Raw genomic sequence first — 17,501 nt, forward strand, 5'->3', positions numbered from 1 at the left:
CCCATTTTCCGGATGCTCTAAAGTCGCAGCCATGGCACGTATTGCGGTGATCGGCGCCGGGTTGGGCGCGATGTCGGCGGCGGCCCGGCTCGCCGTGGCAGGCCACCGGGTGACGGTGTACGAGCGTTCGGAGTCGTTCGGCGGCTCGCTCGGCCGCCATACCCTGGACGGCTTCACGTTCGACACCGGACCCGGCCTGCTTCATCTGCCCGCCGTCTACCGCGACCTGTTCGTGAAGACCGGCAAGGAACCGCTGGAGCGGTGCGTCACCCTGACCCAGGTCGACCCGGCGAGCCGCCATGTCTTCGCGGACGGCACCGATGTGTCCCTGCCGAACGCCTCGCGGGCCGGCGTCGTCGGAGCCCTGGACGCCGCGCTCGGGGGCGGCGCGGGCGGGAGCTGGGGTGCGTTCCTCGACCGGGCCGGGGACGCGTGGGACCGGTCCCGGCGGCCCCTGCTGGAGGAGCCGCTGCGCCCCGACTGGCAGGTGCTGACCCGCGATCCGTATCCGGCGACCGCCCGGCGGCGGCTGCTGCGCCCCGCTCGTCAGGCCGGCACGGTGACGGAGATCGGCTCCTGGGAGCTGGCGGATCCCCGGCTGGCCGCCCTGCTGGACGGGTACGCGCTGTCGTACGGCCTCGATCCGCTGCACGCCCCGGCGAGCACGGCCCTGCTGCCGTACATGGAGGAGACGTTCGGCAGTTGGTACGTCTCCGGCGGCATGCGCGCGCTGGCGCAGGCGGTGTACGAGCGGTGTCTGGCCCGGAAGGTGGAGTTCGTCTTCGGCGCCGAGGTGGCCCGGGTCCTGGAGAAGGACGGCCGGGCGGCGGGCGTGGAGCTGGCGGACGGGACGGTCGCGGAGGCGGCTCACGTGGTGCTGGGAGCCCGGCCGCACCCGGATCTGATGCCCGTTCAGGAGCTCTGGCAGGACGGCGACGTGACGGTACAGCCCCGGCCGGAGGGCTCCGCCCCGACGGGCCGGTTCCTGGTACTGCTGTCGCTGCGCGGCGCCCGGCCCGCGGATGCCGCGCACCGGACGCTGGTGCATCCGGCGGACGGGGCGGCCGAACGCGAGGCGGTGTTCGGCGGCCGTCTCGCCGCGCACCCCACGGTGACGGTGCTGCGCCCCGACGATCCCTCCACCCGCCCCGACGAGGCGCACGAGGCCGTCACGCTCACGGCGACGGTCGCCCCGCACGGCCCGGTGGACTGGACGGACGAGGCGCTGCGGGCGCGGTTCGCGGACACCCTGATCGACACCGCGGGCGCGGCCGTGCCGGGTCTGCGGGACCGGGTGCTCCGCATGGAGGTGCGGACACCCGCGGAGTCCGCGGCCGAGACGGGCGCGCCGGGCGGTGCGGTTCCTGCGCCCGCACTGGCGGGCGCAGGGGGCGGCTACCTCCACGCGGGCAATCGCACCCGGCTGCCGGGGCTGTTCCTGGCGGGCGGCTGGTCGCACCCGGGCGGCGGTCCGGCGCACGCGGGGATGTCCGGGGCGCTGGTCGCAGGGCTCGTGGTCGAGGGGGACGGGTTCCGCGGGTCGCAGTGAGGGCTGCGGGCGGGACCGGGGCGGCGCTTCACCCCCGGTCGCCGGAAGGGCGCCTCGTCAGGCCCAGGAATCAGTAGCGGTACTGCTCGTTGTAGCCCGTGTCGTAGCCGTTCGGGTACGGCGCCGGCTGGGCGGGCTGCTCGGGAGGCATCGGCGGGTACTGCTCACCCTCGCGCTGCTGCGGCACCCAGACACCTCCCGGCGGGGTCTCCGAGGCGTACGGCTGGGCATACGGGTCGGCGAACTGCTGGCCGCCACCGTAGCTGTCGTAGGTCCCGTCGCTCCCGTAGTTCCCGTACGCCCCGTACTGCGGGGTGCTCGCGGTGGTGCCGATGTACGGGTCGGAGTACGCGGCGTACTGCTGCTGGTCCGTGCCGTAGTCGTACTGCCCGGCTCCCGCGTAGGTGTCCTGGCCGGCTCCCGCATAGGGGGGCTCCTGGCCCTGCGCCGGGTACGCGGAGTAGTCGGTGTACGCGGCGTACTGCGGCTGTCCCTGCGGCTGCTGGTGCTCCTGGTACGGGTCCTGCTGGTGCTCCTGCTGCGGGCGGTGATCGGTGTAGACGCCGTACTGCCCGGTGTCGTCGGGCAGCGGCTCCGGCGCGTAGACCGCGGCCGCATCGGCCTGCGGTTCGGCCTCCGGCCGGGCCGGCGACTCACCGTCGTGCTCCATCTCCAGGTCCGAGACCTGGAGGGTGGGCTCGCGGTCGGTGCCGCCGCGGCGGCGCCGGCTCTCCCCGGGGCTGCCCCCTATGGCCCAGCCGGTCGAGAAGCCACGGCGGAAGGAGAGCGTGACGTACGTCTGGCCCGTCGCGAAGGCGATCGCGCCGACGGCGATGACGAACACGGACGGCATCAGGACACCTATGACGACACCGACGAAGCCGGTGAAGGCGAGCAGGCGCCAGCGCAGGCGTGCCTTGTACTGCAGCAGCACCTCGCCGAGCAGCCACAGCGCAACGATGCCGAACGCGATGTAGAGGACCGTCCAGCCCATGCCCGCCCCCTTCTACGGCCACCGCCCCGGGTCGCGGCGGGTACGGCCGGTCACGACTGCTTGTGCAGTCCGAGATTCTCGTAGATTTCGAGCGTCGCCGTCGAGTTGTTCAACGTGATGAAGTGCAGCCCGGGGACACCCTCGGAAAGCAGCTTCGCGCAGAACTGCGTTGCGAAGTCGATGCCAATGGAGCGTACAGCGGCGGGATCGTCCTTGGCGGCGAGGATGCGTTCTTTCAGGGATGCGGGCAGCGTCGCGTTGCTGAGCTGCGCGAATCGCTCCAATTGCCCGACGCTCGTGAGGGGCATCACCTCGGGGATGATCGGGGTTTCGCAACCCGCAGCGACCACCCGGTCACGCATCCGCAGATAACTCTCCGGATCGAAGAACATTTGCGTGATCGCGTAATCCGCACCGGCGCGGCACTTGTCCACGAAATGCCGGATGTCGGTGTCCCAGTCCGCCGAGCGCGGGTGCCGTTCGGGGAATGCCGCGACGCCGACACAGAAATCGCCGGATTCCTTGATCAGCCGGACGAGGTCCGCCGCGTACCGCACGCCCTGCGGGTGCTCGACCCACGGGCCCATCGGGTCGCCCGGCGGGTCTCCGCGCACGGCGAGGATGTTCCGGATGCCGGCGTCCGCGTACTGACCGACCATGTTGCGCAGCTCGGCGATGGAATGGTTGACCGCCGTGAGGTGCGCGACCGGCGTGAGCGTGGACTCGGCGGCGATGTCCTGGGTCGCCTTCACCGTGCCGGACCGGGTGGATCCGCCGGCTCCGTACGTCACGGAGACGAAACTCGGTCCCACCGCCTCGACCCGGCGCAGCGCGTTCCAGAGGTTCCGCTCGCCCTTCTCGGTCTTGGGCGCCCAGAACTCGAAGGAGTACGAGGTCTTGCCGGTAGCCAGCATCTCACGCACGGTGCGCGCGTGATCTGTCCTGGTCGAAGGTGTGCCAAGGGCCATACCGGCAGGTTAACCAGGGCGCGGCGGGCTCCCAACCGAACTGGGGCGATTTGCCTCGATTACCCGGTTCTTTGTCCACACTTCGGACACCCGTGTCTCAAACCGGCCCCTTCGGGTCCGGGATCACCCGTCGGCGCGGTCGCGGATCCTGCCCGCCAGTTCGGCGGCGGCGGCAGCCGGATCGGATGCCTCCGTGACGGCCCGCACGACGACGACCCGGCGCGCTCCGGCGTCCAGCACCTCGTCGAGGTTGCCCGCGTCGATCCCGCCGATGGCGAACCACGGGCGGGCGGGGGCGAGCGAGGCGGCGTAGCGGACGAGATCCAGGCCGGGGGCGTGCCGGCCCGGCTTGGTCGGCGTGGGCCAGCAGGGGCCGGTGCAGAAGTAGTCCACGCCGGGTTCGGCGACGGCCGCGTCGACCTCGGACTCGGCATGGGTGGAGCGGCCGATGACCACGTCCCCGCCGATGATCGCGCGTGCGGCCGGGACCGGCAGGTCGCCCTGGCCCAGGTGCAGCACGTCGGAACCGATGGCGTGGGCGACGTCGGCCCGGTCGTTGACCGCGAGGAGCTTGCCGTGGCGCTTGCAAGCGTCGGCGAAGACCGCGAGGTGTTCGAGTTCCTCGGCCGCCTCCATGCCCTTGTCGCGCAGCTGGATGATGTCCACGCCACTGGAGAGAACCGCGTCGAGGAACGCGGGAAGGTCACCCTGGCGCCGGCGGGCGTCCGTGCACAGGTAGAGCCGGGCATCGGACAGCAGCGCGCGAGGCGTGGACATGGTGCGGTTCCCCCCGGGGAAGGCGATGACGGTGGTTCGGTGGTACGCGCGGGATGCGGGCCGCACCGTGCGGCCCGCATCCCCCGTGCGGCTGTCGGTCAGACGGCGAGCGCCTGGGCGCGGCGCTTCACCTCCGTGCCGCGATTCTCACTCAGCGCCTGCGCGGGCGTGCCCGGCAGGCTCGGGTCGGGCGTGAAGAGCCATTCCAGCATCTCCGCGTCGGAGTAGCCGTCGTCCCTCAGGAGCGTCAGGGTCCCCGAAAGGCCCTTGACCACCTTGTCGCCGTCAATGAAGGCGGCAGGCACCTGGAGCGCCCGGTTCTCACCGCGTCGTACGGCAATGAGCTGGCCGTCCCTGACCATCTGGCGCACGCGCGTCACCTGGACATCGAACATTTCGGCGATGTCGGGAAGGTGGAGCCAGGCAGGGACGAGAGCATCGATCTTTGCGTCAATCTCGGTCACGGGGACAAGCGTGCCATCCCGGACCGACAGTCGGTACCCGGGCCGCCCGTACGGGGGCCGGATACGCCGTCAGAGCGTGGCCGACTTCAGGGGTGCGGAGGGGTCGGCGACCCGCTCCGGGTCGAGCTCCGCCCCCGATTCGACGAGTTTGCGCCCCTGCGCCAGATCGCGCGGACGGCCGACCGCCAGTACGGCGACGAGCGCTCCGGCGCGCAGCCAGCACACCGTCCACGTGGGTTCGGCCGGATCGCCGCGCCACACCAGGGTGTCGGCCCCCGTGTGGTGGCCCGCGTACTGGACGAAGCGGCCGAACTGCTCGGACCAGAAGTAGGGCACAGGGTCGTAGACCGGGGGCTGCCCGTCGCCCTCCGGAGTGGCGGCGGTGACGGCGGCGGCGACGGTCCGGGGCCCCTGGAGGGCGTTGTCCCAGTGGTGGACGAGCAGCCGCTCGCCGTACCGGGCCGAAGGGAACGAGGCGCAGTCCCCGACCGCGTACACATCGGGGAGCGAGGTGCGCAGTGACGCGTCCGCGGTCACCGACCCGTCCGGGCCGAGCTCGATCCCCGATCCGGCCAGCCAGCCGGTCGCGGGCCGGGCGCCGATGCCGACGACGACCGCGTCCGCCGGGATCGCACGGCCGTCCGCCAGGACCACGCGGCCGGCTTCGATGCGGTCGACCCTGGCACCGGTGAGGAGTCCGGCGCCGCTCTCGGCGTACCAGCCGGTCATGGGGGCCGCCACCTCGGCGGGCAGGGCGCCGGCGAGCGGGTGCTCGGCGGCCTCGACGACGGTGACCGCACAGCCGGCCGCGCGGGCCGCGGTGGCGAACTCGGCGCCGATCCAGCCCGCACCGACGACCACGACGTCGTGCTGCTGTTCGAGGACCGGCCGCAGCCGGGCGGCGTCGTCCAGCGTGCGCAGGAGGTGGACGCCCGGGACGCCCTCGGTGCCGGGCAGCATCAGGGGCTCGGCACCGGTGGCGACGACCAGGACGTCGTACGGGACGGGCCCGTCCGGAGTGTCCAGTTCGTGGTCGCCCGCGCGCAGCGCGGTCACGTCGAGGCCGAGCCGCAGGGTGAGGTCCAGCGCCTCGAAGTCGATGTCGAAGGCCGAGTCCTCGGCCTTGCCGAGAAGGACCGCCTTCGACAGCGGGGGCCGGTCGTACGGCTGGTGCGGTTCGGCGCCGATCAGCGTGACGGGGCCGGTGAAGCCCTGTTCGCGCAGGGCCACCGCGGTCTGTACGCCCGCCATGCCCGCTCCGGCGATCACGACGCGGCGGCTCTGCCGCGGCTCTGTCTGCTGTTGTCCGGTCTGCTCGTCCACCCGACCACCTTAAGCACCCTGACGGGCCGTCAGGAAGATGCTTCCCGGCTCACCGCTGCCGGACCACCGTGCGCGTGCCCCGCTCACGGCACCGGCTCCCCTTGCCGGGGGCGCGGGGCAGAGGTTTAGGGTAGCCGTGCAGATTACTCGCGGGAGTCCGGTCGTACCGGGCTGAGAGGGAGGCTGGACGGCCTTCGACCGTACGAACCTGATCCGGGTCATGCCGGCGAAGGGAGGGGCTGGACGCCCATGCGCACGCACCGTACGAACGGGTCCGACGTCCTCGTCATCGGGGGCGGCATCATCGGCCTGGTGACCGCCTGGCGGGCCGCGCAGCGCGGCCTGACCACCGCGGTCGTCGATCCCGAACCGGGCGGCGGCGCAGCCCAGGTCGCGGCGGGGATGCTGGCAGCCGTCACCGAACTCCACTACGGCGAGGCGATGCTGCTCGGCCTCAACGTCGCCTCCGCCGCGCGCTATCCGGCGTTCGCGGCCGAGCTGGAGGCGGCGAGCGGACAGGACATCGGATTTCGCACCTGCGGCACCCTGGCCGTCGCGCTCGATGCCGACGACCGCGCCCAGATGCGGGAACTCCACGCCCTGCACCGTCGCTCGGGCCTGAAGTCGGAGTGGCTCACCGGCCGGGAGTGCCGCCGCCTCGAGCCGATGCTCGCACCGGGCATACGCGGCGGGCTGCGGGTCGACGGCGACCACCAGGTCGACCCGCGACGGCTGGCCGCCGCACTGCTGACGGCGTGCGAACGGGCGGGGGTCGTCCTCCACCGCCAACGGGCCGAGCGGCTCTCGGTCACGGCCGACCGGGCCACCGGAGTCGTACTGGCCGACGGTACGCAGCCGGCGGCCGATCAGGTCGTGCTCGCCGCGGGCAGCCTCAGCGGCCGGCTCGCGGGGGTGCCGGAGCACATCCTGCCCCCGGTCCGCCCGGTGAAGGGCCAGGTGCTGCGGCTGACCGTGCCCACCACGTACGCCCCCTTCCTCTCCCGCACCGTGCGGGCCGTGGTCCGGGGCAGCCACGTCTACCTCGTGCCGCGTGATAACGGGGAGCTGGTCATCGGCGCCACCAGCGAGGAGATGGGCTGGGACACCACGGTCACGGCGGGCGGTGTGTACGAGCTGCTGCGCGACGCGCACGAACTGGTGCCGGGCGTCACCGAGCTGCCGCTCACCGAGACCCGCGCCGGCCTGCGCCCCGCCTCCCCCGACAACGCCCCACTGCTCGGCCGCACCGCACTGCCCGGCCTCCATCTCGCCACCGGTCACCACCGCAACGGGGTGCTGCTCACCCCCGTCACCGGGGACGCCATGGCGCAGCTGCTGGCGGACGGCGATCTGCCCGAGGTGGCCCGCCCCTTCTCCCCCGGCCGCTTCTCGCCCGCCGCCGCCCCCGCACCTCAGGAGCAGCCCGCATGACCACGCCCACTCCCCCTTCCGTTCCGGTCTCCGTCTCCGTGAACGGCGAGACCGTCGCCATCGCGCCGGGCACCACCCTGGATGCCCTGGTCGCCTCGCTGACCAGCGCGTCCTCGGGCGTCGCGGCCGCCCTGAACGAGACCGTCGTGCCGCGCGGCCAGTGGCCCGCTGCCGCGCTCACCGACGGCGACCGGGTCGAGGTCCTCACCGCGGTCCAGGGCGGCTGACCATGTCCGACGACCTCTTCGCCCTCGGGGACACCTCTTTCGGCTCCCGGCTGATCATGGGGACGGGCGGGGCACCCAGCCTGGACGTGCTGGAGCGGTCCCTGACCGCCTCGGGCACCGAGCTGACGACCGTGGCGATGCGCCGGCTCGACCCGACCGTGCAGGGCTCCGTGCTCTCCGTGCTGGAGAAGCTCTCCATCCGCGTGCTGCCGAACACGGCGGGCTGCTTCACGGCGGGCGAGGCCGTGCTCACCGCCCGGCTCGCTCGCGAGGCGCTCGGCACCGACTGGGTCAAGCTGGAGGTGGTGGCGGACGAGCGCACCCTGCTGCCCGACCCCATCGAACTGCTGGACGCCGCGGAGACGCTGGTGGACGACGGCTTCACCGTCCTGCCGTACACGAACGACGACCCGGTGCTGGCCCGGAAACTGGAGGATGTCGGGTGCGCGGCGATCATGCCGCTCGGCTCCCCCATCGGCTCCGGTCTGGGCATCCGGAACCCGCACAACTTCCAGCTGATCGTCGAGCAGGCGCAGGTCCCGGTGATCCTGGACGCGGGCGCCGGCACGGCGTCGGACGCGGCGCTCGCCATGGAGCTGGGATGTGCGGCCGTGATGCTGGCGTCGGCGGTGACCCGGGCCCAGGAACCCGAGCTGATGGCCGCCGCGATGCGCCACGCGGTGGAGGGCGGGCGGCTCGCGTACCGCGCGGGGCGGATCCCTCGCCGCCACTTCGCCGAGGCGTCGTCACCGACGGCGGGGCGGGCGGTGCTGGATCCGGAGCGCCCGGCGTTCTGAGCCCGGGGGCCCGGCCGGTGCGTGAGGCGGATCTCATGTCCCGGCCCCGGCACGTTCCGGCCCCGGGGCACGGCCGTTCCGTGGCTGCGGATCGCATGTCCCTGTCACGGCTCGGCTGCAGTTGGGCCCCGGGATCGCCCCGGCCCGTCGGCCGTGTCCGCGGTGGCTCGTAGACTCGCCTGCGTGGATACGACCCTCCAGGACCCTCTCGTCGGGCAGCTGCTCGACGGCCGCTACCGCGTCGATGCCCGCATCGCCGTGGGCGGCATGGCCACGGTCTACCGGGCCATGGACACCCGGCTCGACCGGGTGCTCGCCCTCAAGGTGATGCATCCGGCGCTCGCGACCGACGCCTCCTTCGTCGAGCGCTTCATCCGCGAGGCCAAGTCGGTGGCCCGGCTCGCGCACCCCAACGTGGTCGCGGTGTTCGACCAGGGCGCCCACGGGCAGTACGTCTACCTCGCGATGGAGTACGTCGCGGGGTGCACGCTGCGCGACGTACTGCGCGAGCGGGGCGCCCTGCAGCCGCGCGCCGCGCTGGACATCCTGGAACCGGTGCTCGCCGCGCTGGGCGCCGCACACCGGGCGGGCTTCGTCCACCGGGACATGAAGCCGGAGAACGTGCTGATAGGCGACGACGGCCGGGTCAAGGTCGCCGACTTCGGCCTGGTCCGGGCCGTGGGATCGGTCACGAACACCACCGGGAGCATCCTGGGAACGGTCTCGTACCTCGCCCCCGAGCAGATCGAGCACGGCACCGCGGACACCCGCGCCGATGTGTACGCGTGCGGTGTCGTGCTGTACGAGATGCTCACGGGCACCAAGCCGCGAACCGGGGAATCCCCCGCCCAGGTCATCTACCAGCACCTCAACGAGGACGTCCCGGCTCCCTCGGCCGTCGTCCCGGGTCTCGCGGCCGAGCTCGACGAGCTGGTGGCGAGCGCCACCGCCCGTGACCCCGAGATCCGGCCGTTCGACGCCGTGGCGCTGCTCGCCGAGTCCCGCCGGGCGCGGTCCGGCCTCACCGACGCACAGCTGGACGCCGTGCCGCCGCAGGCCCTGGCCGAGGTGCACGACGACGCCGAGGACCGCACGAGCGTGATCCCCCGGGTGCTGCCGCCGGGCCAGGGCACCGCCCACCACACCAGCCGGCTCGAGATGCCCCCGCAACTGCCCCCGCAGCCGCCGGGCCGTCGCGCGGGGCTCCGCGGGACGCCGCGGCGCGGTGTCATCGCGGCGGTCCTCGCCGTGCTCCTGGTCCTGGGGGTCGGCGGTGGCGTCTGGTACATCAACTCCGGACAGTTCACCCGGGTCCCCCCGCTGCTCGGCCAGAGCGAGAAGGCGGCCAAGGAGCGGCTCTCGAAGGCCGATCTCGAACTCAAGGGCGTGCGGCGGGCCTACAGCGACACCGTCGACCGCGGCAAGGTGATCAGCAGTGACCCCAAGTCGGGCGCCCGCATCCGGGGCAACGGCTCGGTGGCACTGGTCGTCTCGCGCGGGCCCGAGATCGTGACGGTGCCCGATGTCCAGGGCCTCAGGCTCTCCGAGGCCAGACGTCAGCTCGAGAAGAAGGGCCTCGTGCCCGGCATGACCACCAAGGAGTTCAGCGACGACGTGGCCGCCGGCGAGGTGGTGCGTACGGAACCCGAGGCGGGTGCCGAGCGCCACCCGGACTCCGCGGTCGCGATCGTCGTCTCCAAGGGCAGCCCGGTCGACGTCCCCGATGTCACCGGCCTCTCCGTCGAGGACGCCACCGCCGCGCTGGACGACGAGGGGCTGAAGGCCAAGGTGCTTCCGGACCGGGTGAACTCCCCCGAGGACGCCGGCGACATCACCGAACAGTCCCCTGCCGAGGGCGAGGAGGCCGCCGAGGGCGACACCATCACGCTGACGGTCTCCAAGGGCCCGCAGATGATCGACGTACCGGACGTCACCGGCAAGGACGTCGACGACGCCCGCAGCGAGCTGGAGGACGCGGGCTTCGAGGTGAAGGTCGACCGTCCGTTCCTCTCCTTCAGCGACACCATCGCGAGCCAGTCCGTCGACGGCGGCGACCAGGCCCCCGAGGGCAGCACCATCACCATCAAGACCAAGGGACTCTAGATCCGTATGCGCAACCCTGTCGGCGGCCACATCCCGGTGGCCGGCGGCCTCGCCAAGGTCGGCCTGCCCTACGCCCGCGAGATGGGTGCGGAGGCCGTCCAGGTCTTCGTGGCCAATCCGCGCGGCTGGGCGACCCCCGCCGGGAACCCGGTGCAGGACGAGTTGTTCCGCACCGAGTGCGCCGCCGAGTCACTGTCGGCGTACGTCCACGCCCCGTACCTGATCAACTTCGGCTCACACACCCCGGCGACCGTGGAGAAGTCCGTGGAGTCCCTGCGCCACTCCCTGCGCCGGGCCCGCGAGATCGGCGCCCTGGGCGTCGTGGTGCACACCGGTTCGGCGACCAACGGCCGGCCGCGCGAGGAGGCGCTGGCGCAGGTGCGTACCCACATGCGCCCGCTGCTGGACGAGCTGACCCACGACGACGACCCGTTCCTGCTGCTGGAGTCGACCGCCGGCCAGGGCTACTCGCTCTGCTCACGGACCTGGGACTTCGGCCCGTACTTCGACGCGCTCGATGCTCATCCGAAGCTCGGTATCTGCCTCGACACGTGCCACATCTTCGCGGCGGGTCACGACCTGGCCGGTCCTGCGGGCATGAAGGAGACGCTGGACCTGCTCGTGGAGACGGTCGGCGAGGGCCGGCTGAAGCTGATCCACGCCAATGACTCCAAGGACGTGGCCGGGGCGCACAAGGACCGGCACGAGAACATCGGGTCCGGTCACATCGGCGAGGAGCCGTTCCGCGAGCTGTTCTCCCACCCGGCCACCGAGGGCGTTCCGCTGGTCATCGAGACACCCGGAGGCAGGGAGGGCCATGCGGCGGACGTCGCCCGGCTGAAGGAGCTGCGCGGCGGGATCTGACCGGGTGGAAACCTGTTGAGGAATACCCTAGGGGGGTATACGGTTCTTGCTGTCGGCAGGAACCGCTCCTCGGCATTGGGGGAACACCATGCAGGACCACACGCAGCATGCCGGTCACCCCGACCACAGCGCCCACGCCGGCCACCTGGACCCCACCGGTCATACCGACCACTCCAGTCACGGCTCCGGCGGCGTCAGCTGGGCAATGGCGGCCCGGGCGACCCTCCACTGCCTCACCGGATGCGCCATCGGCGAGATCCTCGGCATGGCGATCGGCACCGCGCTCGGCTGGGGCAACGTCCCGACCATGATCCTCGCGATCGTCCTGGCGTTCTTCTTCGGCTACACGCTGACGCTGCGGTCCGTCCTGAAGGCGGGCGTCGACTTCAGGACGGCGTTCCGGGTCGCCCTCGCGGCCGACACACTCTCGATCGCGGTGATGGAACTGATCGACAACGGGGTGATCGTCCTGTGGCCGGGCGCCATGGACGCGATGCTCTCGGACGTCCTGTTCTGGGGGGCGCTCGCGATCTCGCTCGCCGTGGCCTTCGTCGTCACCACACCGGTGAACAAGTGGATGATCGGGCGCGGCAAGGGGCATGCGGTGGTGCACCGGTACCACCACTGAGGCGGTACGGGAGGGGGCCGTGCGGCCGGATCAGAGCTCGGGGCCGTCCCCGGGCTCCTCCTGGTAGGAGTAGCGCTGTTCCTTCCAGGGATCGCCGATGTTGTGATAGCCGCGTTCCTCCCAGAAGCCGCGGCGGTCGGCGCTCATGTACTCGATGCCCCGGACCCACTTGGGGCCCTTCCAGGCATACAGGTGCGGCACGACGAGCCGGAGCGGGAAGCCGTGTTCGGCGGTGAGCAGTTCGCCGCCCTTGTGGGTGGCGAACAGGGCCCGGTCGGAGGTGAAGTCGTCGAGCCGGAGGTTCGAGCTGAAGCCGTACTCGGCCCAGACCATCACGTGGGTGACCTGCGGCGCGGGCGGCGCGAGTGCCACGACGTCACGGGCGAGCACTCCGCCCCACTCGGCGCCGAGCATGCTGAACTTGGTCACGCAGTGCAGATCGGCGACGACCGAGGAGAACGGCAGCGCCGAGAACTCCTGATGGTTCCAGCAGTGCTTCTCGCCGTCGGCCGTGGCACCGAAGACCCGGAACTCCCAGCGGTCGGGCTTGAACTTGGGCACCGGCCCGTAGTGGGTAACCGGCCAGCCACGCTGCAGTCGCTGTCCCGGCGGAAGCTCGGACTGCTCTGATGCGTGGTGTTCCCGGCTTTCCGGCTGACCCATGTCTCCATGGTGACAGACAGGCAGGGGTGGTCATGACCAGGGCAGAGGCGTTTCGGGCAACTCGTACTAAGCATGCACTTACTGGACGCTCACCGGGTGCGATGCGAAGATGCGGCCAACTTGCCCAGTTCACCGGTTGGAAGGAGCCTCTGCGATGCAGGGCGACCCCGAGGTCCTCGAGTTCCTGAACGAACAGCTGACCGCCGAATTGACTGCCATCAACCAGTATTTCCTGCATGCAAAGATGCAGGACAACTTCGGCTGGACGAAGCTCGCGAAGTACACGCGGTCCGAGTCCTTCGACGAGATGAAGCACGCCGAGATCCTGACCGACCGCATCCTCTTCCTCGATGGACTGCCGAACTATCAGCGGCTCTTCCACGTACGCGTGGGCCAGACCGTCACCGAGATGTTCCAGGCGGACCGCCAGGTCGAGGTGGAGGCGATCGACCGCCTCAAGCGCGGCATCGAACTGATGCGCAACAAGGGCGACATCACGTCCGCAAATATCTTTGAGTCGATCCTGGCGGACGAGGAGCACCACATCGACTATCTCGACACCCAGCTGGAACTGGTCGAGAAGCTCGGTGAGCCGCTCTACATCGCCCAGCTGATCGAGCAGCCGGAGAGCTGACCGTCGCGAAGCCGCGGATACGGGCTGCCGGGAGTCAGGCGGCGTCGGGAAGAGGCACCGGCGTGGAAATGGGGCCGACGCCGGGGGCGATGCCCTGATCGGCATCGGGAGCGGCGCCGGCCGTGACGCGGTCCGCGGCGCCCGGTGCCGGCTTCTGGTCGAGCAGCTCACGCCGCGGACAGGAGCCGCGGCCGAGCATCGCCTGGATGGTGCGGACGCAGCCGCCGCAGTCGGTCCCCGCCTTGCAGGCGGAGGCTATCTGGCGGGGCGTACAGGCGCCGGCTTCCGCATGCTTCTTGACCTGCTGCTCCGTAACGCCGAAGCACGAGCAGACGTACATGCGGTTCACCTCCCGGCGGGATGGATCGTGGTCGCCGCCCCGATAATCGGTGAGGCTAACCTAACCTTACCCGTCACTCAAGGCCGGTAAAAGCCCCGGAACGCCCTGTGGGGCACGGATCACATCGATCCGTGCCCCACAGTCGTACGTGCGCTGCATTCGGTGACGACTACTGGTCCCGGTACATCTCGGCGACCAGGAACGCGAGGTCCAGCGACTGGCTGCGGTTGAGCCGCGGGTCACAGGCCGTCTCGTAACGCTGGTGGAGGTCGTCCACGAAGATCTCGTGGCCGCCGCCGACGCACTCGGTGACGTCGTCACCGGTGAGCTCGACGTGGATACCGCCCGGGTGCGTGCCGAGGCCCTTGTGCACCTCGAAGAAGCCCTTGACCTCGTCCAGGACGTCGTCGAAGCGGCGGGTCTTGTGGCCCGACGCGGCCTCGAAGGTGTTGCCGTGCATCGGGTCGGTCACCCAGGCCACGGTCGCGCCCGAGGCGGTGACCTTCTCGACCAGCTCCGGGAGCTTGTCGCGGACCTTGTCGGCGCCCATCCGGACGACGAAGGTCAGCCGGCCGGGCTCGCGCTCGGGGTCGAGGCGCTCGACGTAGCCGAGGGCCTCGTCGACGGTGGACGTCGGACCGAGCTTGATGCCGATGGGGTTGCGGATCTTCGAAGCGAACTCGATGTGCGCACCGTCCATCTGGCGGGTGCGCTCACCGATCCACACCATGTGGGCCGAGGTGTCGTACAGCTGACCGGTCCGCGAGTCGACGCGGGTCAGCGCCGACTCGTAGTCCAGCAACAGGGCCTCGTGCGAGGAGTAGAACTCGACGGCCTTGAACTCCGCCGGGTCCGTACCGCACGCCTTCATGAAGTTCAGCGCGTTGTCGATCTCGCGGGCCAGGGCCTCGTAGCGCTGGCCGGACGGGGACGACTTCACGAAGTCCTGGTTCCAGGCGTGCACCTGGCGCAGGTCGGCGTAGCCACCGGTGGTGAAGGCGCGGACGAGGTTCAGCGTGGAAGCGGATGCGTGGTACATCTGCTTCAGCCGGTCCGGGTCCGGGATGCGCTCGGCCTCGGTGAAGGCGAAGCCGTTGACGGAGTCGCCGCGGTAGGTCGGCAGGGTCACGCCGTCGCGGGTCTCGGTCGGCTTGGAGCGCGGCTTGGAGTACTGACCGGCGATCCGGCCCACCTTGACGACGGGCACGGAGGCCGCGTAGGTGAGGACGGCACTCATCTGGAGCAGCGTCTTCAGCTTGGCGCGGATGTGCTCGGCAGACACGGCGTCGAAGGCCTCGGCGCAGTCACCACCCTGCAGCAGGAACGCCTCGCCCTTGGCGACGGCTCCCATGCGGGCGCGCAGCTGGTCGCACTCGCCGGCAAAGACGAGCGGCGGATACGACGCGAGGTCCGCGAGTACATCGCGCAGCGCCTCGGAGTCGGGGTACTCGGGCTGCTGCGCCGCGGGAAGGTCTCGCCAGGTGTTGCCACCGGCGACGGAGGTATTGGCGTTCACGGTCACGGCTCCCACATTACGGGGTCGCGTCGAGTGGTTTTCCGGGTGCTCAACGGATGAGACGGACACGCGGCCCGGCCAGTGACGGGGACCACAACGGGTTCCGCCTGCCCCGGTCGCGAGAAACGGGCCCCTCCGTGTCCCGGCCATGGGTTAAGGTTCGGGCATGTTCGCGCACTCGACCCGTAACTGGTGGTGGACCGCTCATCCAGCGGCCCACTGATCGCGCGTACACACCGACGCAGAGGCCGCCCGAGGGGCGGCCTTTCTCATGTCCAGGGGCCGTTCCTCCCAGCTGATACCAGTGGAAGGAACACCGCAGATGGCACCGCACACCGCACCGCACACGATCGTCCAGAGACTCCTTGGCGACGACTGCCCGCCCTTCGCCCTGCTGCGCAGGCGCACCCCCGGCCACGACCACGACACCGTCGAGGTGCTGATCGGCCAGGTGCGGGAGGCCGACAGGCTCGCGGACATCCCCGTCGGCGAACAGCCCGCCCTCGCCCTGGTGCCGTTCCGGCAGATCGCCGAGCGTGGTTTCGACGTCCGCGACGACGGCACGCCGTTGGCCGTGCTGGTCGCGGACGAGACGTACGAACTGCCCCTCGACGAGACACTGGACGCGCTGCCCGCCCACGCGGTGCGGGTCGAGGACGGTGCGTTCGACGTGTCCGACGAGGAGTACGCGGGGACGGTGCGGCGGGTCATCGAGGACGAGATCGGCCGGGGCGAGGGCGCGAACTTCGTCATCCGGCGGACCTTCCGGGGCGAGATCCCGGGGTTCGGCCGGGCGGACGCGCTGGCGCTCTTCCGACGGCTGCTGGCCGGTGAGCGGGGGGCGTACTGGACGTTCGTCGTCCATACCGGGGACAGGACGCTGGTCGGCGCCAGCCCCGAGGTGCATGTGCGGATGTCCGGCGGGACGGTCGTGATGAATCCGATCAGCGGCACCTACCGCTACCCCGCCGAGGGGCCGACCGCCGAGAACCTGCTGGCCTTCCTCGGCGACCGCAAGGAGACCGAGGAGCTCTCCATGGTGGTCGACGAGGAGCTCAAGATGATGTGCACCGTGGGCGACATGGGAGGGGTGGTGATCGGGCCACGGCTCAAGGAGATGGCCCATCTCGCGCACACGGAGTACGAGTTGCGCGGCCGCTCCTCGCTGGATGTGCGCGAGGTGCTGAAGGAGACCATGTTCGCGGCGACGGTCACCGGCTCCCCCGTGCAGAACGCCTGCCGGGTCATCGAGCGGTACGAGTCCGGCGGGCGCGGCTACTACGCGGGCGCGCTGGCCCTCTTGCGGCAGGCTCCCGACGGGACGCAGACGCTGGACTCGCCGATCCTGATCCGGACCGCCGACATCTCGGCCCGGGGCGAGCTGCGGGTGCCGGTCGGGGCGACCCTGGTGCGCCACTCCGATCCGGAGAGCGAGGTCGCCGAGACCCACGCGAAGGCGGCAGGTGTGCTGACCGCGCTCGGGGTACGGCCGGGCCGGCCGCAGGCCGAGGGGGCGCGTCCCCGGCTGGCCGACGACCCCCGGGTGCGGGCTGCTCTGGATGCCAGGCGGGAGGGGCTGGCGCCGTTCTGGCTGCGGATGCAGGAGCGCACCGACACGCTGTCCGGTCATGCGCTGGTGGTCGACGGCGAGGACACGTTCACCTCGATGCTGGGGCACCTGCTCCGCGCCTCGGGCCTCGATGTGTCGGTGCGCCGCTACGACGAGCCGGGGCTGCGCGAGGTCGTACGGGCGCACGAGGGGCCGGTCGTGCTGGGCCCCGGGCCGGGGGACCCGGGCGACGCGGCCGACCCGAAGATGCGGCTGCTGCGCTCCCTCGCCGCGGAGCTCGTACGGGATCACCGGCACGGGCTGCTCGGGGTGTGTCTGGGCCATGAGCTGATCGCGGCCGAGCTGGGGCTGGACATCGTCCGCAAGACGGTTCCGTACCAGGGCGCGCAGACCCGGATCGATCTGTTCGGCCGCCCGGAGACCGTGGGCTTCTACAACAGCTTCACCGCGCGCTGCGACGCCGCGGTGGCCACCGAGCTGGCGGCGCACGGCATCGAGGCGAGCCTGGACCCGGCGACCGGGGAGCTGCACGCACTGCGTGGGGACGGCTTCGCCTCGGTGCAGTTCCATCCGGAGTCGGTGCTGACGCTGCGCGGGGCGACGATCGTGGGCGAGCTCCTGGCAGGGCTTCCGGTACGCGGCTGAGATCCCGC

At 71.3% G+C, this 17,501-nt stretch carries 18 protein-coding genes and 1 riboswitch; of the genes, 10 read left to right on the forward strand and 8 right to left on the reverse strand.

Features of this window, described 5'->3' with window-relative positions; translation table 11 throughout:
* Positions 1–31: 31 nt before the first annotated feature.
* Positions 32–1,549 (forward strand): phytoene desaturase family protein, encoded by a 1,518-nt coding sequence (locus SH922_RS10205; RefSeq protein ID WP_393057123.1) that lies wholly within the window; start codon positions 32–34, stop codon positions 1,547–1,549.
* Between the two features lie 70 nt (positions 1,550–1,619).
* On the opposite strand, the gene SH922_RS10210 is transcribed toward SH922_RS10205, so the two are convergent.
* The 5 genes from SH922_RS10210 to SH922_RS10230 form a co-directional block, all read right to left on the reverse strand.
* Positions 1,620–2,543, reverse strand: coding sequence for a hypothetical protein (locus SH922_RS10210; protein ID WP_393057125.1), 924 nt, complete (start codon positions 2,541–2,543; stop codon positions 1,620–1,622).
* A 50-nt stretch (positions 2,544–2,593) separates the two neighbouring features.
* Positions 2,594–3,511, reverse strand: a complete 918-nt coding sequence (gene metF, locus SH922_RS10215) for a methylenetetrahydrofolate reductase [NAD(P)H] (RefSeq protein WP_393057127.1) — start codon at positions 3,509–3,511, stop codon at positions 2,594–2,596.
* Between the two features lie 123 nt (positions 3,512–3,634).
* Positions 3,635–4,288 (reverse strand): thiamine phosphate synthase, encoded by a 654-nt coding sequence (gene thiE, locus SH922_RS10220; protein WP_393057129.1) that lies wholly within the window; start codon positions 4,286–4,288, stop codon positions 3,635–3,637.
* Between the two features lie 98 nt (positions 4,289–4,386).
* Entirely contained in the window at positions 4,387–4,752 is a 366-nt protein-coding gene (locus tag SH922_RS10225) for an Rv2175c family DNA-binding protein (protein WP_393057131.1), read from the reverse strand.
* Positions 4,753–4,821: 69 nt separating this feature from the next.
* Positions 4,822–6,003, reverse strand: a complete 1,182-nt coding sequence (locus SH922_RS10230) for an NAD(P)/FAD-dependent oxidoreductase (protein WP_393063517.1) — start codon at positions 6,001–6,003, stop codon at positions 4,822–4,824.
* A 211-nt stretch (positions 6,004–6,214) separates the two neighbouring features.
* A riboswitch (TPP riboswitch) is annotated at positions 6,215–6,327 on the forward strand.
* On the opposite strand from SH922_RS10230, the gene thiO reads away from it, so the two are divergent.
* The 6 genes from thiO to SH922_RS10260 all read left to right on the forward strand — a co-directional run bounded on the left by thiO (position 6,325) and on the right by SH922_RS10260 (position 12,125).
* Positions 6,325–7,506: a glycine oxidase ThiO gene (gene thiO, locus SH922_RS10235; RefSeq protein ID WP_393057133.1), complete on the forward strand. Its 1,182-nt coding sequence runs from the start codon at positions 6,325–6,327 to the stop codon at positions 7,504–7,506. Its footprint overlaps the riboswitch before it by 3 nt.
* Positions 7,503–7,733: a sulfur carrier protein ThiS gene (gene thiS / locus SH922_RS10240; protein ID WP_393057135.1), complete on the forward strand. Its 231-nt coding sequence runs from the start codon at positions 7,503–7,505 to the stop codon at positions 7,731–7,733. Before thiO ends, thiS begins: the two co-directional genes overlap by 4 nt.
* 2 nt (positions 7,734–7,735) lie before the next feature.
* Positions 7,736–8,530: a thiazole synthase gene (locus SH922_RS10245; RefSeq protein ID WP_393057137.1), complete on the forward strand. Its 795-nt coding sequence runs from the start codon at positions 7,736–7,738 to the stop codon at positions 8,528–8,530.
* Positions 8,531–8,713: 183 nt separating this feature from the next.
* Positions 8,714–10,633 (forward strand): Stk1 family PASTA domain-containing Ser/Thr kinase, encoded by a 1,920-nt coding sequence (gene pknB, locus SH922_RS10250; RefSeq protein ID WP_393057139.1) that lies wholly within the window; start codon positions 8,714–8,716, stop codon positions 10,631–10,633.
* A gap of 6 nt (positions 10,634–10,639) precedes the next feature.
* Positions 10,640–11,497 (forward strand): deoxyribonuclease IV, encoded by an 858-nt coding sequence (locus tag SH922_RS10255; protein ID WP_393057141.1) that lies wholly within the window; start codon positions 10,640–10,642, stop codon positions 11,495–11,497.
* A gap of 88 nt (positions 11,498–11,585) precedes the next feature.
* On the forward strand, positions 11,586–12,125 hold the full coding sequence (locus SH922_RS10260; RefSeq protein WP_393057143.1) for a DUF4396 domain-containing protein: 540 nt from the start codon (positions 11,586–11,588) through the stop codon (positions 12,123–12,125).
* Positions 12,126–12,155: 30 nt separating this feature from the next.
* Here the strand turns inward: SH922_RS10260 and SH922_RS10265 are convergent, their stop codons facing one another.
* Positions 12,156–12,788 (reverse strand): sulfite oxidase-like oxidoreductase, encoded by a 633-nt coding sequence (locus tag SH922_RS10265; protein ID WP_393057145.1) that lies wholly within the window; start codon positions 12,786–12,788, stop codon positions 12,156–12,158.
* Positions 12,789–12,942: 154 nt separating this feature from the next.
* Here SH922_RS10265 and bfr point away from each other — a divergent pair, with 154 nt between their 5' ends.
* Positions 12,943–13,422 carry a bacterioferritin gene (gene bfr / locus SH922_RS10270; RefSeq protein ID WP_136328351.1) on the forward strand — a complete coding sequence of 160 codons (480 nt, stop codon included), beginning with the start codon at positions 12,943–12,945 and terminating at the stop codon, positions 13,420–13,422.
* Positions 13,423–13,456: 34 nt separating this feature from the next.
* Here bfr and SH922_RS10275 read toward each other — a convergent pair whose 3' ends face one another.
* Together SH922_RS10275 and SH922_RS10280 are read right to left on the reverse strand one after the other, a co-directional pair.
* On the reverse strand, positions 13,457–13,762 hold the full coding sequence (locus SH922_RS10275) for a bacterioferritin-associated ferredoxin (RefSeq protein WP_393057148.1): 306 nt from the start codon (positions 13,760–13,762) through the stop codon (positions 13,457–13,459).
* A 169-nt stretch (positions 13,763–13,931) separates the two neighbouring features.
* Positions 13,932–15,278, reverse strand: coding sequence for a class II 3-deoxy-7-phosphoheptulonate synthase (locus SH922_RS10280; RefSeq protein ID WP_393057150.1), 1,347 nt, complete (start codon positions 15,276–15,278; stop codon positions 13,932–13,934).
* A gap of 166 nt (positions 15,279–15,444) precedes the next feature.
* Between SH922_RS10280 and SH922_RS10285 the strand changes: the two genes are divergently transcribed.
* Positions 15,445–15,501 carry a trp operon leader peptide gene (locus tag SH922_RS10285; protein WP_073735655.1) on the forward strand — a complete coding sequence of 19 codons (57 nt, stop codon included), beginning with the start codon at positions 15,445–15,447 and terminating at the stop codon, positions 15,499–15,501.
* Between the two features lie 99 nt (positions 15,502–15,600).
* A complete protein-coding gene (locus tag SH922_RS10290) occupies positions 15,601–17,493 on the forward strand; it encodes an anthranilate synthase family protein (RefSeq protein ID WP_393057152.1) in 1,893 nt (630 codons plus the stop codon).
* The last annotated feature ends 8 nt before the right edge of the window (positions 17,494–17,501 follow it).

It is taken from the genome of Streptomyces sp. LN549, assembly GCF_043203805.1.
GTDB lineage: Bacteria > Actinomycetota > Actinomycetes > Streptomycetales > Streptomycetaceae > Streptomyces.